26 protein-coding genes are annotated in these 26986 nt (G+C 68.6%); 17 read left to right on the top strand and 9 right to left on the bottom strand.

Features of this window, described 5'->3' with window-relative positions; genetic code table 11:
• Positions 1 to 5 precede the first annotated feature (5 nt).
• Positions 6 to 1436: an aldehyde dehydrogenase family protein gene (locus VFI59_14655; protein ID HET6714932.1), complete on the bottom strand. Its 1431-nt coding sequence runs from the start codon at positions 1434 to 1436 to the stop codon at positions 6 to 8.
• 81 nt (positions 1437 to 1517) lie between these two features.
• Here VFI59_14655 and VFI59_14650 point away from each other — a divergent pair, with 81 nt between their 5' ends.
• Complete coding sequence (locus VFI59_14650; protein ID HET6714931.1) at positions 1518 to 2285, top strand: glucose 1-dehydrogenase; 768 nt, start codon at positions 1518 to 1520, stop codon at positions 2283 to 2285.
• Between the two features lie 9 nt (positions 2286 to 2294).
• Here VFI59_14650 and VFI59_14645 read toward each other — a convergent pair whose 3' ends face one another.
• Genes VFI59_14645 through VFI59_14630 form a run of 4 tightly spaced genes read right to left on the bottom strand, consistent with a single transcriptional unit; the run spans position 2295 to position 6423 of the window.
• Complete coding sequence (locus VFI59_14645; protein ID HET6714930.1) at positions 2295 to 3812, bottom strand: FGGY family carbohydrate kinase; 1518 nt, start codon at positions 3810 to 3812, stop codon at positions 2295 to 2297.
• On the bottom strand, positions 3809 to 4864 hold the full coding sequence (locus VFI59_14640) for an alcohol dehydrogenase catalytic domain-containing protein (protein HET6714929.1): 1056 nt from the start codon (positions 4862 to 4864) through the stop codon (positions 3809 to 3811). Before VFI59_14640 ends, VFI59_14645 begins: the two co-directional genes overlap by 4 nt.
• A complete protein-coding gene (locus VFI59_14635; GenBank protein HET6714928.1) occupies positions 4865 to 5692 on the bottom strand; it encodes a hypothetical protein in 828 nt (275 codons plus the stop codon).
• Complete coding sequence (locus VFI59_14630; GenBank protein HET6714927.1) at positions 5692 to 6423, bottom strand: GntR family transcriptional regulator; 732 nt, start codon at positions 6421 to 6423, stop codon at positions 5692 to 5694. Before VFI59_14630 ends, VFI59_14635 begins: the two co-directional genes overlap by 1 nt.
• A gap of 89 nt (positions 6424 to 6512) precedes the next feature.
• Here VFI59_14630 and VFI59_14625 point away from each other — a divergent pair, with 89 nt between their 5' ends.
• The 3 genes from VFI59_14625 to VFI59_14615 all read left to right on the top strand — a co-directional run bounded on the left by VFI59_14625 (position 6513) and on the right by VFI59_14615 (position 9935).
• On the top strand, positions 6513 to 6797 hold the full coding sequence (locus VFI59_14625) for a hypothetical protein (protein HET6714926.1): 285 nt from the start codon (positions 6513 to 6515) through the stop codon (positions 6795 to 6797).
• Between the two features lie 71 nt (positions 6798 to 6868).
• Positions 6869 to 8476, top strand: a complete 1608-nt coding sequence (locus VFI59_14620) for an amino acid permease (GenBank protein ID HET6714925.1) — start codon at positions 6869 to 6871, stop codon at positions 8474 to 8476.
• A gap of 76 nt (positions 8477 to 8552) precedes the next feature.
• Positions 8553 to 9935: a glutamine synthetase family protein gene (locus tag VFI59_14615; protein HET6714924.1), complete on the top strand. Its 1383-nt coding sequence runs from the start codon at positions 8553 to 8555 to the stop codon at positions 9933 to 9935.
• Between the two features lie 10 nt (positions 9936 to 9945).
• Here the strand turns inward: VFI59_14615 and VFI59_14610 are convergent, their stop codons facing one another.
• Both VFI59_14610 and VFI59_14605 read right to left on the bottom strand, forming a co-directional pair.
• A complete protein-coding gene (locus tag VFI59_14610) occupies positions 9946 to 10509 on the bottom strand; it encodes a GNAT family N-acetyltransferase (protein ID HET6714923.1) in 564 nt (187 codons plus the stop codon).
• Positions 10506 to 10961, bottom strand: a complete 456-nt coding sequence (locus VFI59_14605) for a MaoC family dehydratase (GenBank protein HET6714922.1) — start codon at positions 10959 to 10961, stop codon at positions 10506 to 10508. Before VFI59_14605 ends, VFI59_14610 begins: the two co-directional genes overlap by 4 nt.
• Before the next feature lie 66 nt (positions 10962 to 11027).
• Between VFI59_14605 and VFI59_14600 the strand changes: the two genes are divergently transcribed.
• Genes VFI59_14600 through VFI59_14585 form a run of 4 tightly spaced genes read left to right on the top strand, consistent with a single transcriptional unit; the run spans position 11028 to position 15297 of the window.
• The gene (locus VFI59_14600) at positions 11028 to 11801 is read left to right on the top strand and encodes an electron transfer flavoprotein subunit beta/FixA family protein (protein ID HET6714921.1); all 774 of its coding nucleotides are present in this window, start codon (positions 11028 to 11030) and stop codon (positions 11799 to 11801) included.
• 10 nt (positions 11802 to 11811) lie between these two features.
• Positions 11812 to 12765, top strand: coding sequence for an electron transfer flavoprotein subunit alpha/FixB family protein (locus tag VFI59_14595; protein ID HET6714920.1), 954 nt, complete (start codon positions 11812 to 11814; stop codon positions 12763 to 12765).
• Positions 12766 to 12767: 2 nt separating this feature from the next.
• Complete coding sequence (locus VFI59_14590; GenBank protein HET6714919.1) at positions 12768 to 14735, top strand: (Fe-S)-binding protein; 1968 nt, start codon at positions 12768 to 12770, stop codon at positions 14733 to 14735.
• A 49-nt stretch (positions 14736 to 14784) separates the two neighbouring features.
• Positions 14785 to 15297 (top strand): carboxymuconolactone decarboxylase family protein, encoded by a 513-nt coding sequence (locus tag VFI59_14585; protein HET6714918.1) that lies wholly within the window; start codon positions 14785 to 14787, stop codon positions 15295 to 15297.
• A 24-nt stretch (positions 15298 to 15321) separates the two neighbouring features.
• Here the strand turns inward: VFI59_14585 and VFI59_14580 are convergent, their stop codons facing one another.
• A complete protein-coding gene (locus VFI59_14580; GenBank protein ID HET6714917.1) occupies positions 15322 to 16257 on the bottom strand; it encodes an NAD(P)-dependent oxidoreductase in 936 nt (311 codons plus the stop codon).
• Between the two features lie 70 nt (positions 16258 to 16327).
• On the opposite strand from VFI59_14580, the gene VFI59_14575 reads away from it, so the two are divergent.
• Positions 16328 to 16642, top strand: coding sequence for a putative quinol monooxygenase (locus VFI59_14575; GenBank protein ID HET6714916.1), 315 nt, complete (start codon positions 16328 to 16330; stop codon positions 16640 to 16642).
• An 8-nt stretch (positions 16643 to 16650) separates the two neighbouring features.
• On the opposite strand, the gene VFI59_14570 is transcribed toward VFI59_14575, so the two are convergent.
• Positions 16651 to 17823: an acyl-CoA dehydrogenase family protein gene (locus VFI59_14570; protein ID HET6714915.1), complete on the bottom strand. Its 1173-nt coding sequence runs from the start codon at positions 17821 to 17823 to the stop codon at positions 16651 to 16653.
• A 31-nt stretch (positions 17824 to 17854) separates the two neighbouring features.
• On the opposite strand from VFI59_14570, the gene VFI59_14565 reads away from it, so the two are divergent.
• The 8 genes from VFI59_14565 to VFI59_14530 all read left to right on the top strand — a co-directional run bounded on the left by VFI59_14565 (position 17855) and on the right by VFI59_14530 (position 26983).
• On the top strand, positions 17855 to 18571 hold the full coding sequence (locus VFI59_14565; protein HET6714914.1) for a type 1 glutamine amidotransferase: 717 nt from the start codon (positions 17855 to 17857) through the stop codon (positions 18569 to 18571).
• Complete coding sequence (locus tag VFI59_14560; GenBank protein ID HET6714913.1) at positions 18568 to 19938, top strand: GrpB family protein; 1371 nt, start codon at positions 18568 to 18570, stop codon at positions 19936 to 19938. The genes VFI59_14565 and VFI59_14560 overlap by 4 nt, the downstream gene beginning before the upstream one ends.
• 128 nt (positions 19939 to 20066) lie before the next feature.
• Complete coding sequence (locus VFI59_14555) at positions 20067 to 21038, top strand: LD-carboxypeptidase (protein HET6714912.1); 972 nt, start codon at positions 20067 to 20069, stop codon at positions 21036 to 21038.
• Positions 21039 to 21116: 78 nt separating this feature from the next.
• The gene (locus VFI59_14550; protein HET6714911.1) at positions 21117 to 22943 is read left to right on the top strand and encodes an ABC transporter substrate-binding protein; all 1827 of its coding nucleotides are present in this window, start codon (positions 21117 to 21119) and stop codon (positions 22941 to 22943) included.
• A 36-nt stretch (positions 22944 to 22979) separates the two neighbouring features.
• On the top strand, positions 22980 to 23966 hold the full coding sequence (locus VFI59_14545) for an ABC transporter permease (GenBank protein HET6714910.1): 987 nt from the start codon (positions 22980 to 22982) through the stop codon (positions 23964 to 23966).
• A gap of 1 nt (position 23967) precedes the next feature.
• On the top strand, positions 23968 to 24924 hold the full coding sequence (locus VFI59_14540; protein HET6714909.1) for an ABC transporter permease: 957 nt from the start codon (positions 23968 to 23970) through the stop codon (positions 24922 to 24924).
• Positions 24921 to 25907 carry an ABC transporter ATP-binding protein gene (locus VFI59_14535; protein HET6714908.1) on the top strand — a complete coding sequence of 329 codons (987 nt, stop codon included), beginning with the start codon at positions 24921 to 24923 and terminating at the stop codon, positions 25905 to 25907. Before VFI59_14540 ends, VFI59_14535 begins: the two co-directional genes overlap by 4 nt.
• The gene (locus VFI59_14530; protein HET6714907.1) at positions 25904 to 26983 is read left to right on the top strand and encodes an ABC transporter ATP-binding protein; all 1080 of its coding nucleotides are present in this window, start codon (positions 25904 to 25906) and stop codon (positions 26981 to 26983) included. Before VFI59_14535 ends, VFI59_14530 begins: the two co-directional genes overlap by 4 nt.
• The last annotated feature ends 3 nt before the right edge of the window (positions 26984 to 26986 follow it).

The raw sequence follows: 26986 nt of genomic DNA, 5'->3' as shown, positions 1-26986 counted from the left end.
GCGCGTCACTCCTCGTTGAGGTAGACGTTCTTGACCTCGGTGTAGAGCTGCACCGCCGCCATGCCCATCTCGCGGCCGATGCCGCTCTGCTTGAACCCCCCGAACGGAGCCTCCGTGTGCACGCTCGACGCAGCGTTCACGCTGAGGTTCCCGGTCCGGATCCCCTTGGCGACCCGGATCGCCCGCCCGAGGTCCCGCGTCCAGATCGTGCCCGACAGCCCGAACGGGGAGTCGTTCGCGAGCCTGACCGCTTCCTCTTCGGTGTCGAACGGCAACAGGCACACGACGGGACCGAAGATCTCCTCCTGCGCCACGCGCCACGCGTTGTCGACGTCGGCGAGCACGGCTGGTCGCATGAAGAACCCGTCACCCTCCGGGACGTCGCCGCCGGTGACGTGGCGCGCCCCCTCGTCGATGCCGATCGACAGGTAGTCGAGCGACGCTTGACGCTGCCCCGACGAGATCAGGGGGCCCATCTCGGTGGCCTCGTCGAGCGGGTCGCCGACGGCGATCGACGTGGCCCGCCGAGCGAACCGCTCGACGTACTCGTCGTAGATGCCGCGCTGCACGAACTGGCGCGACCGCGCACAGCAGTCCTGTCCCGCGTTGTCGAACACCGACCACAAGGACTTCTCGACACAGACGTCGAGGTCGGCGTCGTCGAACACCACGTTCGCCGACTTCCCGCCGAGCTCCAGCGAGACGCGCGTGATGTTCGTCGCCGCGGTCTGCATCACCGTCGTGCCCACCTCGGTCGATCCCGTGAACGAGATCTTCGCGACGCGCTGATCGGCGATCAGCGCGCCGGCCGTGGTGGAACCCGGCCCGGGGAGCACGCTGAGGGTCCCTTCGGGAAGCCCTGCTTCGTAGAGGATCTCTGCGAGCGCGAGGGCCGTCAAAGGGGTCTGCGATGCGGGCTTGACGACGGCGGGGTTGCCGCACGCGAGCGCGGGGGCGATCTTCCAGCTCGCGATCACCGCCGGGAAGTTCCACGGGGTGATGAGCGCGCAGACCCCGACCGGTTCCCGCAGGGTGACGTCGAGCCCGGGCGGCACGATCGGGATCGTCTCCCCCGTGATCTTGTTCGCCGCCCCGCCCCAGTACTCGAAGACGTTCGCGACGATGTCGATCTCGCCGCGTGCCGCCGAGATCGGTTTTCCCCCGTTGCGAGCCTCGAGCTCGGCGAGCTGCTCCTGACGCTCCCGGATCAGGAAGGAAGCCTTCGTGAGGAGACGGCCGCGCTCCCTTGCCGACATGCGTGGCCACGCCCCCTCGTCGAACGCCCGTGCGGCGACGTCGACGGCGCGCGTCGCGTCCTGCGGACCACCCCTTGCCACATCGGCCAACGGCGCGCCGGTCGCAGGCTCGATCACGTCAACGGTCGCGCCGTCGAGGGCCGCCACACGCTCGCCTCCGAGCACCATGAGCTCACTCATCGGTCACCTCCTCGCACCTCGACGGGCGCATCGTAGACCCAGGGCGTACCCTTCGGCCGTTCGACTCGAGGAGGGGCGTCGATGCGACTCGAAGGCAAGGTGGCCCTGATCACCGGGGGCGGCAGCGGGATGGGCAAGGTGGCCTCGGAGCTGTTCGCGAGCGAAGGCGCGAACGTCGTGCTCACCGATGTGAACGACGAGGCCGGCGAGGCGACCGCCACGGGCATCGGCGAGCGCGCCCACTACGTACACGCCGACGTCTCGAGGGAAGCCGACGCCGAGTCGATGGTCTCAGCCGCCGTCGACCGGTTCGGCAGGCTCGACGTGCTCTACAACAACGCCGGCATCATGCCGCTCGACGACGGATCGGTGACCGACGCCGACGGGTCGATCTGGGACACGGTGCTCGCGGTCAACGTGAAGGGCGTGATGTTCGGCTGCAAGTTCGGGATCCCCGCGATGGTCGAGACCGGCGGCGGCTCCATCATCAACGTCGCGTCGTTCGTCGCATGGCTCGGCGCGGCCACCTCGCAGACCGCCTACACAGCCTCGAAGGGCGCGGTGCTCGCGATGACGCGCGAGATCGCGGTCGAGTACGCGCGGAAGGGCATCCGATGCAACGCGCTCTGCCCCGGTCCGATCGAGACGCCGCTGCTGCTCGCGCTGCTGTCCGACGAAGCGAAGAAGCAGCGACGCTTCGTGCACATCCCGATGGGGCGCCTCGGGCACGCCGAGGAGCTCGCGAAGGCGGCGCTGTTCCTCGCGAGCGACGACTCGAGCTACATGACCGGCTCCAGCCTGATCGTCGACGGCGGCATCACCGCGGCCTACGTGACTCCCGAGGACTGATCGGCTCGCTCAGGTGCCGAACACCGGGCGCAGCGCCCCGTACACCGCCCGGTAGCGCCCGTACGCATCCTCGTACGCCTCGCGGTTGGTGTCGTCGGGTTGGTGCACGTCAGGACGGAACCGGACGAACGCTTCGACGGCGTCGGCGACGTGCTCGTGAACACCGGCACCGACCGCGGCGAGGATCGCGGCGCCGGTCGCGGTCGTCTCGACCGACTCGGGCACCCGCACCGGCAGCCCCGTGACGTCGGCCTTGATCTGCCGCCACAGCGGACCCTTCGCGCCGCCGCCCACGATCGTGAGCCGCCGCACGTCGAGGCCGGCGTCCTTCATCGCGTCGAGGATGTCGCGGAGGGCGAACGCGCTGCCCTCGAGGATCGCGCGCGTCATGTGATCACGGGTGTGCGCGAGCGAGAGCCCGTAGAACACGCCACGGGCGGCCCCGTTCCACTCGGGGGCCATCGCTCCCTGCATGCACGGCAGGAAGACGAGCCCCTCCGCGCCGGGATCGACGTGTCCCGCCTCCGTCGAAAGGAAGTCGTACGCGTCACCGAGCCCCACCGCTTCGGCGTCGCGCTCGATGGGCGCGAACTGGTCGCGCCACCACCGCAGGTTGCCGCCGGAGACGAACCCGGGGTTCTCGAGGAGCCAGGCGTCGGGGTCGGCGTGGGGATGGCACTCGACGAGCATCGTCGGATCCTCGCGCGGTTCGGCGCTCGCAGCGCAGACGGGCTCGGCCGTGCCGACCACGTCGCAGACGTCGCCGGGCTCGAAGACCCCGGCCCCGAGCGTGGCCGCCATCTCGTCGCCGCAGCCGATCGCCACGAGCGTCGACGGGTCGAGCCCGCTCGCCTCGGCGAACGTCGCAGTGACCGTGCCGACGGCCTCCGTGCCGGCCCCGAGCCTGGGCAGCATCGCCTCGTCGATCTCGGTCGCGGCGAGCGCATCGGACGACCAGGCGCGCGTTCGCGGGTCGAGCAGCGCGAGCGAGCTGGCGTTCGAGTAGTCGACGGCGAGGTCGCCGCTGACGTGCCGCAGCACGTACGAGCCGGGCGGCATGATGTGACGGGCGCGCTTCCAGGCGTCGGGCTCCTCGTCACGCACCCACATCGCCTTGAACACCGCGTGCGACGAATCGAGGTTCGCACCGACGGCGGCGTAGAAGTCCTGCGGCGACATGCGCTTGCCGAGCGCGGCGGCCTGGGCCTCGGCGCGCCGGTCCATCCAGATCATCGCGGGACGCACGGGCCTGCCGTCACCGTCGCAGACGACCATGCCGTCGAGCTGCGAACCGAACGAGAGTCCGAGGATCGTGCCCGCGCCCTCGGGGCTCGCCGCGACGAGCCGCGCGCAGGCGCGTTCGACCGCCGCGGTCCACATGTCGGGATCCTGTTCGGCCCACGCGGGCTGGGGGAAGCTGACGTCGTACGCCTCGTACGCCGAGTCGATCAGCTCTCCGTCGTCGCGGTAGAGGGCCGCGTTCGTGCCCTGGCTGCCGACGTCGCAACCGATCACGTACGCGCTCACGGCACGATCACCATCTTCAGACCGGTGCCCGATCGGATCGTCTCGAACGCCTCGGCGATCTGCTCGAGCGGCCATCGGTGCGTCACGACCGCCGCGAGCACGTCCTGCTTGCGGTCGAGGTAGTCCATCGTGATGCGGTACTGACGATGCGTTGCCCCGTACGCGCCGCAAATGTCGAGTTCCTTGTAGTGCAGCTGGTTCATGTCGAGCGGGCTCACCGGATCGTGCTTGGGAAGCCCGGCGAAGTACACGACCTTCGCACGCTTTGCGGCCATCTCGAGGGCCGCCTGCTGGGCGGGCTTGGCCGGTGCAGCCACACTCACCCGCTCGGCGCCATGACCACCGGTGCGCGAGAGCACCTCGTCGACGCCGTTGTCGTCGCCCGCGACCCACGAGTCGTCGACGACGTCCCCCACCGCGTCGAGAGCGACCTTCAGCCGGTCGCCCGAGACGTCGGTGAGGTACACCCTCGACGCCCCACGGTCACGCGCCATCACGGCCTGCCAACAGCCGATCGGGCCGGTGCCGATGATCACCACGGTGTCGCCCAATCGCACGTCGAGCTGCTCGATGCCGTTCAGCGCGCACGCGAAGGGATCGGCGACGGTCGCGAGGTCGGACGGTAGCTCGGGCGGCAGCGGGATCAGGTTCTTCGTGGCGATCGGGGGCACTCCGGCGACCTCCGCGTAGGCCCCGGGATACGGGTCGTAGCCGTAGAGCAGGTGGTGCTCACACAGGTTCTGGAAGCCCTCGGCACACCACCGGCATTCGCCACACGTGAGGATCGAACCGAGGAACACCCGGTCGCCTTGCGCCACGCCCGGCGGCAGATCGGCCCGGGGACCGACCTGTTCCAGCACTCCCACGGGCTCGTGGCCGAGCTGCCACGGCGACGGCGCCTTCGGATCGCCGTTGAAGAACGTGCGGGCGTCGGTGCCGCAGATGCCGCACGCCTCGACCCGCAGCAAGGCGCCGGCGGGATCGAGCTCGGGTTCGCGCGCGTCGTCGCGGACCTCGACGGCGTTGACGTCGGTCATGAATGCGGCGCGCATCTACGCCATCTCCTCCCGCAGAGCATCGAGCGCCTTGTCCGCGGACCAGCGTTCCCTGATCACGCGCGAGAGCGCTCGGGTGATCGCCTCGGGGTTCGCGTGCATGAAGATGTTCCGGCCGACCGAGCAGCCGATCGCACCGACGGCCATCGCCTGTTCCATGCGGGAGAGCAGCTCGTCGTCCTCGAGCCGGGAGCCACCGGCGAGCACTACCGGGATGCCGTTGGCGGCCTCGACGCACTTCGCGAACGAGTCCTGATCCCCGGGCCAGTTCGTCTTCACGATGTCGGCGCCGAGCTCGGCGCACAGACGCACGTTGCGACGGAGGTACTCGAATCCGTACTGCTGCTTGAGCTCCTCGACCGTCGCGTAGGTGGTCGGGAACTCGGCCTCGGCGATGAACGGCATACCGAGGATCGCGCACTCCCGACCCACCGCCGAAAGGATGTCGATCATGCCGGGCTCCGTGTCGCCGCCGAGCGCGGTGAACAGCACCACGGCGTCGGCACCGAGGGTCAGGGCCTCCTCGACCTCCGCGATCTGCACGATCTGCGGGCGGTCGCCGTCGGGCGAAGCGCTCGCCGAGAGCAGCAACGCGAGCGACGTGGTGGGCGAGAATCCCTCGGCCGCGATCCGGATCATCCCCTTGCTCATCATGATCACGTTCGACCCGCCGGCGACGGCTTCGCGGGTTCGCTGCGTGATGTCGGCCAGCGGCTCGAGGAACGTCGGCGACGTCATGCCGTGGTCGAGCGCGCAGATCACCGAGACCCCGTCGGGATCGATCACGCGTTTCATCCGCATCGTCTTGCCGACGTCGGTCATCATCAGGATCTCCTTCCCGGCCCGCGTCGGACCACCGTGAACTCGAACGCTTCGGCGAGGTGGTGCTCGTGGGAGAGCAGGAGCGGCTCTCCCTCGCGCCCGAAGTCGATCTGGCGCATGTACATCAGGAGCGCACCGCTCTTCACACCGAGACGCTTCGCCAGCGCACGGTCGGCCTTGGCCGGCTCTACCCTCACGACGCCGTGCTCGACGGGGCTGCCGTGCTGCTCGAGCAGCTCGTAGACGGAGCCGTCGAGCGGCATCGAGGTGAGCTCGGCCGCCGCCAGCCGTGACGCCGAGACGACGTCGACGGACAGCACGACGGGATCGCCGTCGGCGGTCCGCACGCGCTCGAGTCGCACGACGGGATCGCCCGGATGCAGATCGAGCGTCGCCGCCTCGTCGTCCGACGCGCCGTCGGTGTGCACGGAGCTCTGGGTCGTGCCCGGCTCCATACCCGAAGCCCTGATCGCCTCGGTCACGCCGAAGTTCACGTCGAGGTTGTTCCGTAGGCGCGGTCGGTGCGTCGCGTAGGTGCCGGCGCCGCGCGTACGCGACACGAAGCCGTCCTCCTCGAGGGACCGCAGCGCCTCACGCAGCGTGGGGCGGGAGACACCGAGCTCCTCGGCGAGCGCGGGCTCGGGCGGCAGCTTCGAGCCTGGCGGGATCCGTCCCGACGAGATGCGCGACAAGAGGTCGTCCCTCACCCGGAACGACAGTCGCTTCCTCGCCACACCGCCCCCTCGTCCTCCCTCGTCGCGAGCGCTCAGGATAGTTTGTCAGACAAATTCTGTCAAAGTCGAAACGGCCGTAGCATGGCCCGATGGAAGTACTCGGCGTCGGCGTGCCGGTGCTCACCGGACCAGCCCAGGGCTGGAACTTCTGGCCGATCCTCGGCATCCCCCTGGCGCTGCTCGTTGCCCTCAGGTGGTTGCGTCTCCCACGGAGCGCGTTCGTCATCGGGGGTGCGGTCCTGATCGGCCTGCTCGTCGCCGATGCGGTGGCATGGTGGGGGGTCGTGCCGACCACCGCCGTCGCCGCCCTGGCCGTCCTGGCCGTCGCGATCGGGCTCCGAAGAGCCCGTCGGAAACCTGCGACGGACGTTTGACAGACAAACCCCTTTTGTGTCTCCATACCGCTGTCCGCGCGACGGGGGGTCGCCGGGAGGGAGGGTGACGCATGTCCGAGCGCAAGGTCGGATCGGTCACGTACCGAGAGGTCGGCGAGGGCTACTTCGAAGATCGAGGGCTCCGGCGCCACGCCGGCGTGTGGTCCCTCTGGGCACTCGGGGTCGGCGCCGTCATCTCGGGCGACTACTACGGATGGAACTTCGGTCTATCCGTCGGAGGCTTCGGGGGCCTGCTGATCGCGACAGTCATCATCGCGATCATGTACTACGGGCTCTGCTACAGCATCGCCGAGATGTCCCCGGCACTCCCGCACACGGGTGGGGCATACTCGTTCGCTCGGTCGGCGATGGGTCCGTGGGGAGGGTTCCTCACCGGGCTCGCCGAGAACGCCGAGTACGTGATCACGACCGCCGTCGTCGGCGGGGCGATCGCGCTGCTCGCGCAGTCGACGATCGCCGACCTGTTCAACATCACCGGCGATCCGTTCTGGAACAGCGAGCCGTTCTGGTGGGCGGTCTTCTACATCGTGTTCCTCGCGGTCAACATCAGCGGCGTCGAGGCCACGTTCCGTTTCACCGTGGGCATCACGGTGGTCGCGATGGGCATCCTCCTCGTGTTCTACGTCGCGGCGCTCGTGAGCGGGGAGTTCAGCCCGGATCTGTGGTTCAACATCGCCGACGGAGGTGGTGAGACGCCAGCCGGCGACGGCTCGTTCCTGCCGTTCGGGATCAGCGGCATCTTCAAGGCACTGCCGTTCGCGATCTGGTTCTACCTCGCGATCGAGGAGGTCCCGCTCGCGGCCGAGGAGTCGATGGACCCCCGCCGCGACGTGCCCAAGGGCACGATCCGCGGCATGCACACGCTGCTGCTGCTCAGCATCGGCGTCCTCTTGCTCAACACGGGGGTGGGGGGCGGCGCGCTCGCGATCGGCGAGTCGGGCACTCCATTGTTCGACGGCTTCAAGGCGATCTTCGGTGACAACACCGGCGCCGTGCTGCTCGGCATGATGGGGCTCGTCGGCCTGATCGCGAGTTTCTTCACGATCATGTACGCATACGGGCGGAACACGTACTCGCTCTCGCGGGCCGGGTACTTCCCGAAGTTCCTCTCGGTGACGCACAAGACGCGGAAGACGCCGCACGTCGCCCTGATCGCGGGCGCCGTCGTCGGCTACGCGGTGCTGTGGGTCGTCTGGTACCTCGGCAGGCAGGAAGGAGATCTCGGGGCGCAGGTCGTGGCCGCGATCCTGAACATGGCCGTCTTCGCAGCCGTGCTCGCGTACACGTTGCAGGCGATCTCGTTCGTGCTGCTCCGCCGCAAGCTCCCGAACATCGATCGTCCGTACGTGAGCCCGTGGGGTCAGGCGGGCGCAATGCTGGCCGGCGTGATCGCCGTGGTGGCTCTGGTGTCGATCTTCCTCAACGAGGACTACCGGCCGGGTGTGTACGGCGTCGCCGTCTACTTCGTTCTGGGCATCCTCTACTTCGCGATCGCGGGCAGGCACCGCCTGGTGCTCTCTCCGGAAGAGGAGTTCGCCCTGACGCAGGGCGAAAGGGGCGTGCCGGAGGCAGCAGGATACTCCTCGTCGGCAGAAGAGCAGGAGGCGATCCTGCGCGGTAGCGATGAACCCTCATCGACACCGCGACCGTCCGACTAGGGAAACACAACATCGAGATGAGGGCACGGCGGCCGGCAACGGCCGCCGTGCCCTTGTCGGTGGGTGAGGAGGGGCGATGGAACAGGTAGGCATGCTCGACGCGAAGGAGCTCGAGGCCCGGTCGAACGCCGGCGAGATCGACACCGTGCTGTGCATGTTCACCGACCTTCAGGGTCGATTCATGGGCAAGCGCGTGATGCCCGACTTCTTCCTGCACGAGGTCCTCGGTGAGGAGGGCCTGCACGCGTGCCTCTACCTGCTCGCGATCGATATGGAGATGGAACCCCTCCCCGGCTACGAGTACGCGAGCTGGGAGACGGGGTACGGCGACTTCCGAATGGTGCCCGACATGACCACCTTGCGCTTGTGCCCGTGGCTCGAGAAGACGGCGATGGTGATCTGCGACGTTGCCGACGAGGACACGGGCGAGCCGGTCGAGGTTGCGCCGCGGCAGATCCTCAAGCGCCAGATCGAACGGGCGACGAAGGCCGGTTACACGATCAAGACCGGGTCGGAGCTGGAGTTCTACCTGTTCAAGGACGGCTACGACGAGCTCGCCGACCGCGGGTACCGCGATGCGCGGCCGTCGTCGAGCTACATCATGGACTACCACATGCTCCAGACCACCAAGGACGAGTGGATCATCCGACAGATCCGCAACGGCATGCGGGGCGCAGGCATCCCGGTGGAATTCTCGAAGGGTGAGTTCGGCAAGGGCCAGCACGAGATCAACATCACCTACGCCGACGCCTTGACCACGGCCGACTACCACGTCCTCTACAAGCACGGCGTGAAGGAGATCTGCGCGGCCAACGGCGTCGCCGCGACGTTCATGGCGAAATGGACGATGGAGGAGGCCGGCTCGTCGTGCCACATGCACTCCAGCGTGTGGAACGCGAAAGGGACGAAGTCGCTCATGTACGACGAGACGGGCGAGCACCACCTGTCACCGACCTACCGTCACTACATGGGCGGGCTTATGGCGACGGCGCGCGAGATGTCGTTCCTGTTCGCACCGTTCGTGAACTCGTACAAGCGCTACCAGCTCGGTTCGTGGGCGCCGACGGCGATCGTCTGGAGCCGCGACAATCGCACCTGCGGGTTCCGCACGGTCGGCGAGCACACCGCCGCGCGTGTCGAGGACCGCATCCCCGGGGCCGACGTGAATCCCTACCTCGCATATGCGGCCACGATCGCCGGCGGCCTGTACGGGCTCGAGAACGAGATCGAGCCGCCGGCGATGTTCGTGGGCAATGCGTACGAGGCCAAGCGAGTACCGCGCGTGCCGACGAGCCTGCACGAGGCGATCGACGTCTTCCGCAAGAGCAAGGTGGCCAAGGAGGCGTTCGGCGACTTCGTCTTCGGGCACCTGCTGAACACCGCCGTGCAGGAACAGGCGATCTTCGACAACCTGTGCGTGACCGACTGGGAGTTGACGAGGTACTTCGAGCGCGGCTGAGGTGGGCCAGTTACCAGAGCCGGTCGATCGATCCCGGGTACAGCTCGACGCGGTGCCCCACGATGTGGTCGGCCGCTGCGCGCCCGGCTGCGGAGAAGAACGAGCCGAGCGTCACCTTGCCGAGGACGTCGCTCGGGAACGGGTCCTCAGGAGCGCCGCCTATCAGCACCGTCCCGGCGAGCAGCTGCCACCCCGCCCCCTCGTAGAAGCGCTGCAGGTCGCGGTCGCACGTGAAGATGCCGAGGTCGTCGCCTCGCGCCCGCATCAGCTCGCGCCCCGCCTCCACGATCCGGCCGTACCCGCGGCCCTGCAGCGCGGCGTCGGTCACGACCGCCGAGAAACCGCTGACCACGAGGCGATGGCCGCCTGGCTCGATCACCTTGGTGAGGACGTCGAGCGCGGCGACGACCCGGTCGTCGACGAGGAGCAACATCGAGAACGCCTGCAGCGCAGGATCGTGCCAGGGCGCCGGGCTCGACGGCTCGTCCGCCGGCCACGCGCGGTCCTGCAGGGCGACCTGCTGACGCCGCAGCTCGAGCGGGACACCCGACTCCGGGAAGCAGACGATCTTCACCGGGGAGTTCGGGGCCGAGCTCCCACGAGCACGACATCGACCCCCGTCTGGACGGCGTCGCCCCGCTGGTTCACGACCCGAACGTCGAGCCTCACGATGCCTCGATCGGGGCTCGAACGCGAGCGACGCACGTCGGTGACCCTCGAGATCGTGCGGATCGAGTCGCCGGCGTAGACGGGCGCCGTGAAGGTCCGCGACTCCTCGAGGTAGATGCCGAGGGCCCACTCGTCGGCGGCCGTCGCCTGTCCGCTGGAGAGCGATGTGACGAGCAGCCCGTGCGCGATCGGGGCGTCGTACGGCGAGCTCTCGGCGACGACCGCAGGGTCCCCGTGCAGCGGGTTTCGGTCGCCGGTGAGGTCGGCGAAGGCGGCGATGTCGTGGGCGGTGACCAGGCGCGCCGTGCTCTCGAGCACGGACCCGACCTCGATGTCCTCCAGATGGATGCGGTCCACTGAGCCTTCCCGAGCGCGAGACGTCCTCGCCTGCATCGCGAGCCTAGCAACGGCTAGCATCACGGCGTGAACGTCGCAGTACTCGTGAAGTGGGTGCCGGAGCCGCAGGGCACACCGACGCTCGGAACCGACCACCTGCTCGTGCGCGAGGGTGCCGACGGCGCGCTCGACCCCGGCGACGAGTACGGCCTCGAACGTGCGCTCCAGCTCGTGGAACGCGATGGCGGGGAGGTCACGATCGTGTCGATGGGGCCCGAGATCGCCGTGGCGGCCGTGCAACGCGGGCTCGCGATGGGGGCTGCGCGCGCGGTCCTCATCACCGATCCGGCCCTCAGAGGTTCGGACACGCTGGTCACCGCACGGGTGCTCGCCGCGGCGATCCGCCGCCTCGGGCCGATCGACCTGGTCGTGGCGGCCGTCGAGTCGACCGACGGCTACACGGGCACGTTGCCGATCACGCTCGCCGAACTCCTGGAACTGCCGAGCGTCACGTTCGCAACTTCGTTCGATGTGATCGACGGGGCCGAGCTCCAGGCGGAGCGCCAGACGGCCTCCGGCTCGGAGGCTCTGGCTTGCCCGCTGCCGGCGCTCGTCACCTCGACCACGGGTGTGGCGGCCCCGCGCTACCCGAGCCTCAAAGGGGTGATGGCGGCGAAGTCGAAGCCGGTCGACCGCCCGTCGCTGACGGAGCTGGGCCTCGTCGCCGACGAGATCCGGTCGACGCAGTCGGTGACCGGCGTCGGAACCGCGCCCGAGAAGGCTGGCGGCCGAGTGATCGAGGCCGGTCCCGACGCGGCCGCCGAGATCGCCGACCTGCTCGAAGAGGCCCGGGTGATCTGAGGTGACGGGCGTGTGGATCTGGGCCGACCTGACGTCCGACGGTCTCGCGAGCTCGGCACTCGAGCTCCTGACGAAGGCCCGGGAGCTCGGGGGCGAGATCGGTGCCGTTGCGTTCGGTCCCCGAGCTACCGACGCTGTCGCCGCGCTGGGCGAGCATGGCGCCATCCGCGTGTACGCCAGCGACGACGATCGACTCGAGGAACCCACCTCGCGCGTGGCCGCCCACACGCTCGTTGCCCTCATCGCCCGAGACTCGCCCGACGTCGTGCTCTTCCCGTCGTCGTACCGCGCCCGCGACGTCGCGGGTCGTGTGCAGGCGCTGACGGGCTCGACGGTGATGGCGAACGCGGTGGACCTGCCGACCATCGACCGGGCACGTGCCGAGATCCTCGGAGGCACCACGGTCGTCGATGTCGACCTCGCGGGGCCCCGCCCACACCTCGTGCTGATGCGCCCTCGGTCCTTCGAGCCCGCTGCCGTGGGCGGCACGGCCGAGGTCGTCATCGTGGACGTGGTCGAGCCCGCCGGGTTCGTATCGGCGAGCGTGCTCTCACGGACAGATCCGGGCGCCACGGGTCCGAGCCTCGACGACGCGAAGGTCGTGGTCGCCGGGGGACGTGGCTTGGGCGGCCCCGAGGGCTTCCGGTTGCTCGAGGAGCTGGCCGGGGCGATCGGAGATACCGCGATCGGCGCCTCGCGAGCCGCGGTCGACGCCGGGTGGGTGCCTTACGCGCTGCAGATCGGGCAGACGGGCGCCACCGTGAAGCCCGAGGTGTACCTCGCGGCCGGCATCAGCGGGGCGCTGCAGCATGCGGTCGGCATGAAGGGCTCGCGCCGGATCGTGGCCATCACGAAGGACCCCGAGGCGCCGATCTTGAAGATGGCCGACCTCGGCGTCGTCGGCGACCTCTTCCAGGTGCTGCCCGCGCTCACGGAGGAGGTCCGCCGACGGACCGGGCGCTGAGCGTGGCGCTGCTGTTCGCGGCGATCGCCGCCGCGGGCGTGCTCGCCTGGCGTCGGGCCGCACCCCGGGTCGCAACCCTGCGCGCCGCGCGGCCCGACGATCCCGAGTGGGCAGGGGCCGGCGGCGACCGAGTTCGTCGCGAGCTCGTCGAGGTCGTGGGGCAGCGAAAGCTCTTCCAGCGGCTCGTGCCGGGCCTGATGCACGCCGCGATCTTCTGGGGTTTCGTCGTGCTGCTGCCGACCATCGTGGAGGCCGCGGTCGCGATCGTGGATCCGCACGGTCACCTTCCGCTGATCGGCGACACGACCTGGTTCGCTTGGATCGTCGATGTGTTCGCCATCGGCGTGCTCGCCGGAGTCACCGTCGCGGTGTGGATCCGTAAGGTCCAGCGCCCCGACCGGTTCCGAGGCTCACACCTCGAGGAGGCCGACCGCATCCTGCTGATGATCACCGCGATCGTCGTGTCGCTGCTGCTGTGGCAGGCGACCCGCGTGGCGCTCGGGCTCGTCCACGTCGAAGGCCCCATCACCGGATGGCTCGCCGACTCGATCGACGGTGTGTCGAGGGGCACCCTCGAGGTGGCCGAGCGGGTCCTCGTCTGGCTGCACCTGCTGCTCGTGCTCGGCTTCCTCGTCTACCTGCCAGGCTCCAAGCATCTGCACATCGTCACCGCGGCGCCCAACGTGTGGCTCGCGAAGGGGGCGCCGAGCGGACACCTGACGCCTCTGCGCATCGACCTCGAAGGTCCCGAGGAGGAGATGCGCTTCGGCGCCGGGGTCGCCACCGACCTCACGAGGAAGCAGACGCTCGACCTCTTCTCGTGCACGGAATGCGGCCGCTGCCAAGACGTCTGCCCCGCGTGGACCACGGGGAAGCCGCTCAGTCCGAAGCTGCTGATCATGGGGCTCCGCGACCACGTGGCCGCAGCGCCAGCCGGCGAGCTTGAGCTGCAGCCCCTCGTGCCGAACGCGGTCACCGACGAGGTCGTCTGGGACTGCGTGACGTGCGGCGCATGCGTGCGTGAATGCCCGGTCGACATCGAGCACGTCGACACGATCGTCGATCTGCGACGTCACCTCGTGATGGCCGAGTCACGGTTCCCGTCGGAGGCGGGCACGCTGCTACGCGGCGTCGAGGGTCCCGGCGAGAACCCCTGGAGCCAACCGGCGAGCGCCCGCATGGACTGGGCAACGGGACTCGACGTCCGCGTGCTCGGCCCCGGGGACCCGGCGCCCGAGGTGCTCTTCTGGGTCGGGTGCGCCGGCGCATTCGACGAGCGGGCGCGAGAGGCGACCCGCTCGACCGTGCGTCTGTTGCAGGCCGCCGGGGTCGACGTCGCGGTGCTCGGCGCACGTGAGTCGTGCACGGGCGACCCCGTCCGGCGCATGGGACACGAGTTCCTGTTCCAGACCCTCGCCGAACGCAACGTCTCCACGCTGAACGAAGCCGGCGTGACCACGATCGTCGCGAGCTGCGCTCACTGCTTCAACACGCTGGCGAACGAGTACCCGGACTACGGCGGCAGGTACGACGTCGTGCACCACTCCGAACTGCTGGCGAAGCTCGTGCGTGAGGGCAGGCTGCACCCGTCGCGCACCTCGGTCGCGGTGACCTATCACGACGCGTGCTACCTCGGTCGGCACAACGACCGGTACGACGCACCGCGCGACGTGCTCGGCGCCGTTGCCGGTGAGGTCGAGGAGATGCCACGCACCCGCGAACGCTCGTTCTGCTGCGGCGCCGGCGGGGCGCGCTTCTGGATGGAGGAAGGCGGCGACGCCCGCATCAACGAGACGCGCTACGCGGAAGCCGTGAGGACCGGTGCCGAGGTCGTCGCGACGGCCTGTCCCTTCTGCCTCGTGATGCTGGACGACGCGGCGAACGCCGCGGGTGCGGGACCCGAGGTCGCCGACGTCGCGACCTTGCTCGCTCGCTCCGCGCTCACCGACGGCTCCGGCGAGGCGACGTGAAGGCGGACGAGGAGGATCGAGTCATGAGCGAGGCGAACGGCGGCCTGACGTGAGCCGCGTGCCCCTGATCACCGACCGGGAACAACTGGATCCGAACGACCGGCCGACGTTCGACGCGATCGTGCAGAGCAGGGGCTCGATGCTGCGCCCGTTCGAGGCCTTGCTGCACGCCCCCGCGCTTGCCACACGTGTGGCCGACCTCGGACACGCGATCAGGTTCGAGTCGCACCTCTCGGACGTCGATCGCGAGCTCGTGACACTCGCCACCGGACACTCGCAGGGATGCGCGTTCATCTGGGAGTCGCACCTCGAGGCAGCGCGCTCGGTGGGCATCGGCAACGACATGCTCGCTGCGTTGCAGGCGGGGGGGACTGGGCTCGACCCGCGGGCGAGCGCCCTCGCCCGCCTGGTGCAGGAGCTCTGCGAGACCGGCGGGGTCGCCGACGAGACCTTCCGCACCGCGCGCGAGCTCGTCGGCACGCAGGGATTCATCGAGCTCGTGCTCACGGTCGGGTACTACACGATGCTCGCCTATGCGATGAGCGCCGTCGAAGCCTGTTGATTCGATCGAGGCGAGGACCGCGGGCTACGGCGTGACGAGGTCCCGCGGCTCCTCACCAGCGAGCACCGCCCGCACGTTGTCTCGCATGCGGCCCAGCGCCTCGGCCTGGGACTCCACCGTTCGGCCCGCGTTGTGCGGTGAGATCAGCACCCGCGAGAACGAGCGCAGCTCGTGACCCGGCGGCAGGGGCTCAGGGTCGGTCACGTCGAGGCCGACCCCGGCCAGGCGGCCTTCTCGCAACGCCTCGACGAGGTCGTCAGTGGCCACGACAGGGCCTCTCGACACGTTGACCAGGTAGGCCGTCTCCTTCATCAGCGCCAGCGCCTGCCGATCCACCATGTGCCGCGTCGCGTCGGTCAGCGGCAGGCTCAGCACCACGACGTCGGCGTCCCTGAACAGCTGCTCGCGCGCGACGAACCGGACCGGCACGTCCGGCGCGCGGGACGGATCCGGCGTGCGCGTGTGCGCGACCACCTCCATGCCGAGGCCGTCGCCGAAGCGGGCGAGCAGGGCGCCGATCTCACCGAACCCGGCGACCCCGAGCGTCTTGCCGCCCATCTGCACCCCGGTCGTCCCCTGCCACGCCGGGTCGTCCCGCATCCAGGCGTGGCGGGCCAGATACATCATCATCATGAGGGCGTGCTCGGCGACCGCTCTGCCGCGGACCCCTTGGACGTTCGTCACCACGACTCCGCGTGCAGACGCCGCACCCACGTCGATGTTGTCGACGCCCGCCCCGGGCTTGGCGACGAGCCTCAAGGACGGAGCGGAGAGGATCATCTCCTCGGTGACGGGGGCGTGCGCGGTGAGGATGCCCTCCGCCGTCTCCAGCGGCGATCGAAGCTCGGCCGTCGAGAAGCCGGCAGGGATCACGACGTCGTGCTCGGCGCCCGCCCACCCGGGGCCGATGCCGAACTCCTCGGTCACCAAGAGTGGATCGACGATCAGTAGCCGCACCATGTCCCCTCCGCTCCAGTGCGTCCCGGGACCCGCGGCCCGCCCCGCGGTCCGGCTACACTACGGCACCACGATGAGTGAGAGCCCGGTCATCGTCTTCGCGTCGTTCCGGCCGATCGCCGGGAAGGAGCGCGACCTCCAGGAGCTGCTCGCGTGGATGGTCGGGCACACCCGCTCGGAACCCGGGTGCGAGTCCTACGACCTGTACCGGCGTCACGGGGACGACGACGCCGAGTCGTTCCATCTGTTCGAGCGCTACCGGGACGAGGTGGCCCTCGGGGAGCATCGCGCGTCCAGCCACTACATCGAGTACCGAAGCCGGGTGAACGATCTCCTCGAGGCACCGATCGAGGTCCTCGTGCTCGACGGTATCGACGTCGCCGACTGACGTTCCTCTCAGACGAACGCGCGGTGGCCGGTGAGGAGCCCACCGATCACCAGCGTGTGCACCTCTTCGGTGCCCTCGTAGGTGATCACGGACTCGAGATTCGTCATGTGGCGCATGATCGGGTACTCGAGCGTGATCCCGTTCGCGCCGAGGATGCCCCGGGAGGTGCGAGCCACCGCCAGCGCCTCGCGCGTGTTGTTGAGCTTCCCGATCGAGACCTGCTCGGGGCGCAGTCGCCCTTCGTCCTTCATACGACCGAGGTGGTAAGCCAGCAGCCGGCCCTTCTCGATCTCGAGGGCCATGTCGGTGAACTTCTTCTGGGTGAGCTGGAACGCCGCGATCGGCTTCCCGAACTGCACACGCTCCTTCGCGTAGTTCAGGGCCGACTCGAAGCACGCGCGCGCGGCGCCCATCACGCCCCAGACGATGCCGTATCGGGCCTCGTTCAGGCAGGAGAGCGGACCCTTGAGCCCTTCGACCCCGGGCAGCATCGAGCCAGCGGGAAGGCGCACGTCGTCCATCACGAGCTCGCTCGTCACGCTCGCGCGCAGCGACATCTTCTTGTGGATGTCGGGGGCGCTGAACCCCGGCGCGTCGCACGGCACGACGAAGCCGCGCACGCCCTCGTCGGTGTTCGCCCACACGATCGCCACGTCGCTCACGCTGCCGTTCGTGATCCACATCTTCGTGCCCGAGAGCACCCAGTCGTCGCCGTCGCGCCGGGCGAACGTGCGCATCGACCCCGGATCGCTGCCGGAGTCGGGCTCGCTCAGACCGAAGCATCCGATCGCATCGCCGCTCGTCATACGAGAAAGCCACTCCGCGCGCTGTTCGTCGCTCCCATACGTGAGGATCGCGAACATGGCCAGTGCGCTCTGCACGGACACGAACGACCGCAGGCCGGAGTCACCGGCCTCCAGCTCGAGCTCGACCAGTCCGTAGGCGACCGCGTTCAGGCCGAGCATGCCCTCGCCCTTCAGCTGCATGCCGAGGAAGCCCATCCCCCCGAGCTCCTTCGCGAGCTCGCGTGCCGGGAACTCGCCCGCCTCGTACCACTCCTCCACCTCAGGCAGGATCCGGCCGCGCACCCACTCCCTCGCGGTATCGCGGACCGCCCGTTCGTCGTCGCTCAGCAGGTGGTCGATGTCGAGCATGTCGTGGGGGTCGATCGAGGCGCTCATGGGGCGACGGTAGCACCTAGAATCGTGGGCCATGGAGCCGATCCTGCTCGTGCGGTGCGATCCGGAAGAGACGTTCGGCATCGCTCGCGCGTCGTTGGAAAGCGCCGGGGCAGCCACCGTCACCTGGGAGGCCCTCGACGGGGACCCCCGCCCTCCTCTGGATGGCATCTCCGGCGTCGTGCTGTTCGGCAGCTCCTACAACGTCGAGCACGCCGAGGAGCAGCCCTTCATCAAGGAAGCCCGCGAGCTCACCCTCGAAGCGATCGACCGCGCCGTGCCGTACCTCGGCATCTGCTTCGGCGCCCAGTTGCTCGCCTGGTCGCTCGACGCGACCGTCCTGAAGGCACCCGTCCGTGAGGTCGGGTACGAGCCGATCAGGCCGACCCCCGCTGCCCGAGAGGACGAGCTCCTGTCTCACTACGAGGATGGCGACCAGGTCTTCCAGTGGCACATGGACACGTTCGAGATGCCCGCGGGGGCGGTCCCACTCGCGACGGGCGACCAGGTGAGGAATCAGGCCTACCGGGTGGGCGACACGACCTGGGGCGTGCAGTGGCACTTCGAGATCGATCGGCGGGAGATCGACATGTGGCTGGGCTCGTTCGAACAAGCCGACGGGCCGCTCGAGCGGTCGTGGGGCAAGTCGGCCCAACGGATCCGTGACGAGGCCGCCCGGCTCCAGGATCGCCATGAGGCCAAGGGACGCGAGGTGTTCACGCGGTTCGCCGGTTCGACGGCCCTCCGATGACGAGCGGCTCGGGGGTCTACGGCGCGTATCGGCCGCTCGTCGCCGTCGTCGCGTACCACCTCGCCGATGATCGAGTCGCCCGCTGGCCAGATGGCGGCTACGGGGTGCCGGCCCCCTACATCGCCGCACTCCGCCGCTCGGGGGGACGCACCGCGATCGTCTCGCCCGGCGAGCTCGGCCCTCCCGAGGACGTCCTCGAGCCTTACGACGGCCTCCTGCTCGTCGGCGGCGGTGACGTCGATCCCTCCAGGTACGGCGCCGTGCCCGACCTCGAGCACAACTACGGGGTGGAGTCCGACCGCGACGCCTTCGAGACCGACCTGCTCCTGACCGCCGAACGCACGCGGGTCCCCGCGCTGTGCATCTGTCGTGGCATGCAGGTCATGAACGTCGCCTACGGCGGCACGCTGGACCAGCACCTTCCGGATCGACCCGAACTGCTCGAGCACGGTGTGCCGCTGGAGGGCACCGAGACGCTCCATCCGGTGACCCCGGAACCGCGGTCGTACCTCGCCGCGATCACGAAGTCGGGCGACCTCACGTGCTCGTCGCACCATCACCAGGGCGTCGCACGGATCGGCGACCGGTTGCGGGTGTCGGGACGCAGTCCGGACGGCCTCGTCGAGGCGATCGAGCTCGACGTTGGGCACACGGACGACCCGACGGCCGAACCCTGGATCGTGGGCGTGCAGTGGCACCCGGAAGAGACCGCCCCGACCGACCCGGTCCAGCAGTCGGTGTTCGACGCGCTCGTGCTGCTCGCACGCCTTCGCGGCAGCCGGGCGACGCCGAAGGGATCCGGTGGGCGGGGTCGCGACTACCGCATCGTCGACCCAGACACGGCATGGCCCGGACGGTTCGAGGCCGAGGCCTCCCGCATCGTCGGCTCGCTCCCACCCGATCTGGTCGCGCGGATCGATCACGTCGGGTCGACCGCCGTCGCCGGCCTGGCCGCCAAACCGATCGTCGACATCCAACTCTCGCTGGTCGCGATGACGCCTCGTGATGCCTACGTCGAGCCCCTCACGGCTCTCGGCTACCGCTGGGTCCTCGATCCGTGGGACGTGGATCATGAGTACTTCAGCCGCGATATCGACGGCGAGCGATCGTTCCACCTGCACGCTTGCTCCGCCGGCTCGACCTGGGAACGGCGACATCTCGCCTTCCGCGACTGGCTCCGCACCCATCCAGACGACGCGGCCGCCTACGAGGCGCTGAAGCGGGAACTCGCCGCCGCTCACCCCAACGACACCTTGTCCTACACGGAGTCGAAGTCGGCCTTCATCTCCGGCATCGTCGAACGGGCGACGACGGACGCCGGCGACGCCTCAGGCGATGGGGGACAAGGAACCGGAACCGGGGACTAGCGCGAGGTGGCTCGCTCCGGCATAATCCGCGGCATCGTGGGGGAGGCACCGAACGTCATGTGCCCGCTGACCGGTCGTCGCGTCGATCCGTTCGGTCGAGCGCCCGGATCGCTGGTGACGTCGACCGCGTGACGCACGTCGCAGCCACGTTGTTCGGCGCCCCACTACCCCCCGGTGGCACGATCGGCGTCTGCTCGCCGAGCGGACCGTTCTACAACCGCAGCGACATCGAGCGGCCCGTGGAATGGTGGCAGGAGCGCGGCTTCCACGTGAAGCTCAGCGACGGCGTCTGGGCCCAGGACGACTACGTCGCCGGCTCGCCCGAGCAACGCGCTTCCGACCTGAACGCGCTGTTCGGCGATCCCGAGGTCGACGTGATCCAGGTGTTGTGGGGTGGCACCGGTGCGATGCAGGTGCTCCCCCACCTCGACTACGACCTGATCGCCGCGAACCCGAAGGCGCTCATGGGCTACTCCGATATCACGAACCTGCACGTCGCGCTCCGCCAACGGACCGGGCTCGCCACACTGCACGGCCCAGGCCTCGGCTCCATGGGGATCCCCGAGCGCACCGCGTTCACCTGGGATTCGGCGCTGCAGGCATTCATGAAGGGCGGGGCCGGCCAGGTGCCACGCGACCCCGACGATCCCTACGTCCGCGCGATCGCGCCCGGCCGGGTCACCGCACCGATCGTGGGTGGCAACCTCTTCACCCTCGTGCACCTGATCGGAACACCCTTCGAGCCGGTCCTCGACGGCGCGATCCTGTTCTTCGAAGAGGTGAACGAGCCCACGTACATCATCGAGGTCCACCTCGACCAGCTGCGGCTCGCGGGCAAGCTCGACCGTGTCGCGGGGGTCGTGATCGGCGAGATGAAGGACTGCGGGTGGCGGGAGGAGCGCCCGGAGACCCCCCGGGACCGCTCGCTGGAAGATGCGTTCGAGCGGCATCTAGCGGGCCTGGGGGTTCCGGTGCTATACAGGCTGCCTCTCGGCCATGGCAAACACCTCGCCTCGATGCCGCTGGGGGTCACCGCGACCCTCGACGCCGACGCCAGGACGCTCACGATCGATGAACCGGGGGTCGCATCACGAACGTAAAGTCCTGATGAAGACGACCTCACGAAGGGCCGCTTCACACCGACCACAGCTCGACGTTCACGAGGAGGCACAGATCACATGAGAACGATCCGCAGGGCGATGGCCACGGTCGTGGCGATGGGGATGGTGGCGGGCCTCGGCCTCGCCGGAACCGCGCTCGCGCAGGACACGTCACCCTCCGACGAGAAGATCTCGTTCGTGATCGGTACCACGACCGGCCTGCCGACGGTGAATCCCTTCCGTGGGCTGACGGCCGAGACCTACTACGTGCTCAGCCTCCAGTACGACCTGATGATCAACTTCGCCAAGGACGACCTGAGCGCCGCGCCCGGACTCGCCACCGAATGGGAGTCCAGTGAGGACGGCCTCACGTGGACGATCACGACCCGCGACGGCGTCACCTGGCACGACGGCGAGCCGTTCACCGCGGAAGACATCGAGTTCACCTTCAACACGATCCTCGAGAACGAGACCGGCTCGTTCATCGACTACTTCCCCAACGTGGAGAGCATCGAGGCGGTCGACGACAACACCCTCGTCTGGAAGGCGACCGAACCGACGATCGCGCCGGTGATCCCTCCGTGGGTGTACATCCTGCCCAAGCACATCTGGGAGCCGCTCGGCAGCTACGCGGACATGAGGAACTTCGCGAACTTCCCGGACACGATCGGCACGGGACCCTTCCAGCTCACCGAGTACGCCCGCGGTGAGACGTGGACGCTGACGAAGAACGAGGACTACTGGGCGGGTGCCCCGATCGTCGACGAGATCATCGTGCGGAAGTTCAACAACGAGGAGGCGATGGTCTCGGCTCTGCGCCAGGGTGAGATCGACTACATCTCGAACGTGAGCGTGAACCTGTTCAACTCTTTGGAGGGTGCCGAGGGCATCACGACCAACGTCGGTCCGGCGACCGGGTTCGACCAGATGAGCTTCAACATGTGCGACCCAGCCACCACGCTCGCCAACTACTGCGAGAAGAACCCCGGCACCGGTCACCCCGCGCTGCGCGACCCCGTGGTCCGCCAGGCGATCTCGAAGGTGATCGATCGCGACACGCTGGTGGAACGCGTGCTCGGCGGCTACGGGGAACCCGGGTCGACGGTCGTGCCACCCTTCGCCGCCCAATGGCACACGGAGCCGACCTCGGACACGCAGGCGTACGATCCCGCCGGCGCCGCGCAGATGCTCGAAGATGCGGGATACGTCGACACCGACGGCGACGGCGTCCGAGAGACCCCCGACGGGGAGCCGCTGGAGTTCCGCTTCTTCCTGCGCTCCGAGAGCGACGAGAACCAGAAGTCCGGCGAGTTCATCGCCGACTGGCTGACCGATCTGGGCATCGCGACCAAGATCACGGTGGGTTCGACCGACGAGCTCACCGACATCTGGTACGAGCACGACTTCGACCTGTACATCTGGGGATGGGCACCCGACCCCGATCCTGACTTCATCCTGTCCACGTTCACCTCCGGCCAGTGCGGTGTCTGGAGCGACACATGCTTCAGTAACGCCGAGTACGACGAGCTGTACGACGCCCAGCAGGTGGCCACGAGCGTCGAGGATCGGCAGCAGATCATCAGCGAGATGCAGGGGTTCGTGTACGACCAGGTGCCCGAAGTCGTCCTGTACTACAACAACACGCTCGAGGCCTACCGCAGCGATCGCTGGGAGGGTCTCGTCCAGTCGCCGGAGCCCCAGGGGTTCCTGCTCGGGCAATACACGCCCTACTCCGAGCTCACGCTCCGGCCCGTAGGCTTCGGTGGAACCGGCGGCGGTGGCTCGACCGGAGGAGAATCCGGCATCCCGATGGGTGTGTGGCTCGGCATCGTCGCGGGCGTGATCGCGATCGTCGTGATCGTCGCCCTGGTCAGGAGGGGACGATCGGACGAAGATCTCGCCTGATCGGGGATACCGGGACACGCGGAGGAAGGTGCGAGGGTGGGGACGCAGCGGTACCTGGTCGGCAAGATCGGCCAGGCCCTCATCACCCTCCTCTTCATCCTCACCTTCAACTTCTTCCTGTTCCGGATCCTGCCGGGCGATCCGATCCGACTCCTGACCAAGGGAGCCGGTCAGCGCCTGACGCCGGCGGAACAGCAGGAGATGCGGGAGGAGCTCGGCGTCGACAAACCCGTCTTCCCTGGCCAGTACGTGCAGTACATGGGCCAGACGTTGCGGCTCGACCTCGGCGTGTCGTCGATCGTCGCGCCGGGCGAAGACGTAACCACCGTCTTCTTCGAGAAGTTCCCGAAGACCCTCTTCCTCGTCGGCACGAGCACGGCCGCATCGATCGCGATCGGGGTGATCCTCGGGATCTACGGCGGGTGGAAACGCGGACAAGCGCTCGACATGAGCTCGATGACGGGTTCGTTGGTGCTCTACTCGATCCCCGAATTCGTGTTGGGCATCATGCTGTTGCTGCTGTTCTCGGGCTGGTTGGGGCTCTTCCCGAGCGGAGGGTTCGAGTCAGCCACCGGCGACCTGACAGGAGCCGACCGCCTCTTCGACATCTTGAACCACGCGTTCCTCCCGTGGCTCACCCTGACCCTGGCTTTCATCGGGGAGTTCTACCTCGTGATGCGATCATCGCTGCTCGACGTGCTCGGCGAGGAGTACATCAGCCTCGCGCGCGCCAAGGGGCTCCGTGAGAAGTTCGTGCTCCGCAAGCACGCGGTGCGCAACGCGCTGCTGCCGACCGTGACGCTGATCGCCCTCTCGTTCGGCTTCGTGCTCGGAGGCGCGATCACCGTGGAGCTCGTGTTCTCCTACCCGGGCGTCGGGCTGCTCTCGTTCGAAGCCCTCGAGGCGAGGGACTACGCCCTGCTGCAGGGCACGTTCCTGTTCTTCAGCATCGGAGTGCTGGTGGCGAACCTGACCGCGGACCTCCTGTACGCCTACATCGATCCCCGTGTGAGGACGGCCTGACGTGAAGCTCGACGAAGCCCCCGTCGAGGTGGAGCCGACCGAGATTCGGACCGGACGGCAGATCCGGTGGACGCGACGGCGCGACGCCTTCTCCCGATTCTGGGCGCAGTACCGGCGGAGTCCCTTCGGGATGGTCGGCATGATCATCTTGATCTTCTTCATCGGCATGGCGATCTCCTCGCTGTTCATCGACGGGAGCTCCCTCTCGAAGACCGCCGTGACGGAAGAATCGATCGCGCCGTGCACCTTCGCGACCCTGCCGTGCCCCCCCAACGCCAACAACCCGCTCGGCACCGACGCCGACGGTCGGTCGGTCCTCACCCTCGTGATCGAGGGCTCCCGAGTGTCGCTGATCGTCGGCTTCACGGCGAGCGTGATCACGATGGTGATCGGCGCCTTGGTCGGCATCCTGGCCGGCTATCTCGGCCGGACGTCCGACACGCTGCTGATGCGCACGACCGACTTCTTCCTCGTGATCCCGTGGCTCCCGCTCGCGATCGTGCTGGCGGCGATCCTCGGACAGAACATCTTCGTGCTGATCGCCATCATCGGATTCACCTCCTGGCCGGGCACCGCGCGCCTCGTGCGTGCCCAGACCCTCTCCGTCAAGGAGCACTCCTACGTGGAGCGTTCCAGGGCACTCGGCGCGACGAACGGCCAGGTGGTGAGCCGGCACATCCTCCCGAACGTGATGCCGGTGATCTTCGCCAACACGATCCTCACGGTGGCCATCGCGATCCTCGCGGAATCTTCCCTGTCGTTCCTCGGCCTCGGTGACCCTCGGCGGGTCACGTGGGGCACGATGATCGATGCCGCGTTCGACGCGGGTGCGATCTCGATCGGGGCCTGGTGGTGGCTGCTCGCGCCCAGCCTCAGCATCGTGCTCGTCGTGCTCGCGTTCACCCTCTGCGGGTATGCCCTCGACGAGATCATCAACCCGAGGATCCGTGAACGATGAGCGTGTTGGAGGTCCGCGATCTCCACGTGACGTACCGCACCCAGGCGGGCGGCATCCCGGCTGTCCGCGGCGTGTCGTTCGGTGTCGACAAGGGACAGGTGCTCGGGCTCGCAGGTGAATCGGGCTGCGGGAAGTCGACGATCGCAGGAGCCGTGCTGCGGCTGTTGCCGGCGAGCACGACGATCGAGGGCGAAGTCCTGCTCGAGGGCGAGAACGTGCTCGAGATGAAGCCGGGGCGTTTGCGCGCCGTGCGGTGGACGGGAGCGTCGATCGTCTTCCAGGGCGCGATGCACGCACTGAACCCCGTCAAGCGGATCGGAGACCAGATCGCCGAGGCGATCACCGTGCACCAGCAGGCCGGCGAGAAGGAGGCCCGTGTGCGCGTCGGCTCGCTGATGGAGCAGGTGGGCCTGCCCACTCGTCGCATGCAGGACTACCCACACGAGCTCTCCGGTGGCCAGAAGCAGCGCGTGATGATCGCGATGGCGCTCGCCTGCTCGCCGTCCCTGGTGATCGCCGACGAGCCCACGACGGCCCTCGATGTCATGGTCCAGGCACAGGTCCTGCGCCTCATGAAGGAGCTGCAGCGTGAACTGGGGCTGTCCATGCTCTTCATCACGCACGACCTCTCGGTGCTCGTCGAAACCTCGGACCAGCTCGCGATCATGTACGCGGGCAAGATCGTCGAAGAAGGCCCGGCCGAGACCGTCTTCCACTCGCCGCAGCATCCCTACACCGAGGCGCTCTCCGCCGCGTTCCCGGAGATCGGCGATCAGCGATTCCGTGGCGCGCCGATGGGCCTGGGCGGCGACCCGCCGGATCCCGCCGAGGTGCCGTCGGGGTGCTCGTTCCACCCCCGGTGCCCGAAGGCGTTCGAGGACTGCTCCGTGACCGAACCGCAGCTGTACCCCGCGGGTGAGGGCCGACGCGCCGCGTGCCTGCTCGTTCCCGCTGCGAAGACGGCGATGGAGGTCGGCACATGAGCCGTGCGGAGGTCACGGCGGCCCCTCCACCGCCTGCGAACGAGCGCGAGACCGTCATCGAGGTGCGCGATCTGCAGGTCACGTTCCAGGGTCGGGTCGGGCTCATCGAGGGACTGCGGGGAAAGAAGGGCACACAGTCGCGGGCCGTCGACGGCGTGTCGTTCCAACTGCGTCGCGGCGAGGTGGTCGCGCTCGCCGGGGAATCCGGGTGCGGCAAGACCACCACGGCCCGAGCCATCATGGGGCTGCAGCCCGTCGACGGCGGCGAGATCCTCTTCGAGAGCGATCCGCTTCCCCGCGATCTGAAGCCCTATCGACGCAAGGTGCAGATGGTCTTCCAGGACCCGACCGGCGCGCTCAACCCGCGACAGACGATCTACGAGATCATCGCCGAGGGGCTCCGCATCCACGGCATCGATCGGGGGCCGAACGGGGAGCCCGAGGAGCAGCTCGTGGCCAAGGCGCTCTCCCGTGCGGGCCTGCGCCCGCCCGAACGGTTCTTCCTGCGCTACCCGCACGAGCTGTCTGGTGGCCAGCGCCAGCGCGTGGTGATCGCCGGCGCGCTCGTGCTCGAACCCGAGGTGATCGTCGCCGACGAACCCGTCTCGAACCTCGACGCATCGGTGCGGGGGGAGATCCTGCAGCTGCTGATGAAGCTCCGCGAGGATCTCGGGCTCACGATCATCATCGTCACCCACGACCTCGGTCTCGCATGGACCGTCGCCGATCGCGTCGCGATCATGTACCTCGGCCGCATCGTCGAGATCGGGCCCGCCGAGGACGTGCTGCTGCGGCCCGAGCACCCCTACACGAAGGCCCTGCTCGACGTGGTGCCCGAGGCGGGAGGTCTCGATCGCCCGATCCTCACCGGCGAGCCACCCGATCCGACCCGCATCCCCGAGGGATGCCGGTTCCACCCCCGGTGCCCGGTCGTCGAATCGGGACGTGCAGCCGAGCTCGGTATCGAATCGCGGTGCCGAACCGAGGACCTCGCGCTCCTGGAGCTGGCGCCGGAACACGAAGCGGCCTGCTACGAGGCCTTCCTGCGTCACGGCAGCGGCGCGGCCGCCGGCTGACGC

The sequence above is a fragment of the Actinomycetota bacterium genome (assembly GCA_035697485.1).
Classification (GTDB): Bacteria; Actinomycetota; UBA4738; order UBA4738; family HRBIN12; genus JAOUEA01.
The sequence above is the reverse complement of the archived record's forward strand: the minus strand, read 5'-3'. Positions and strand labels throughout refer to the sequence as shown.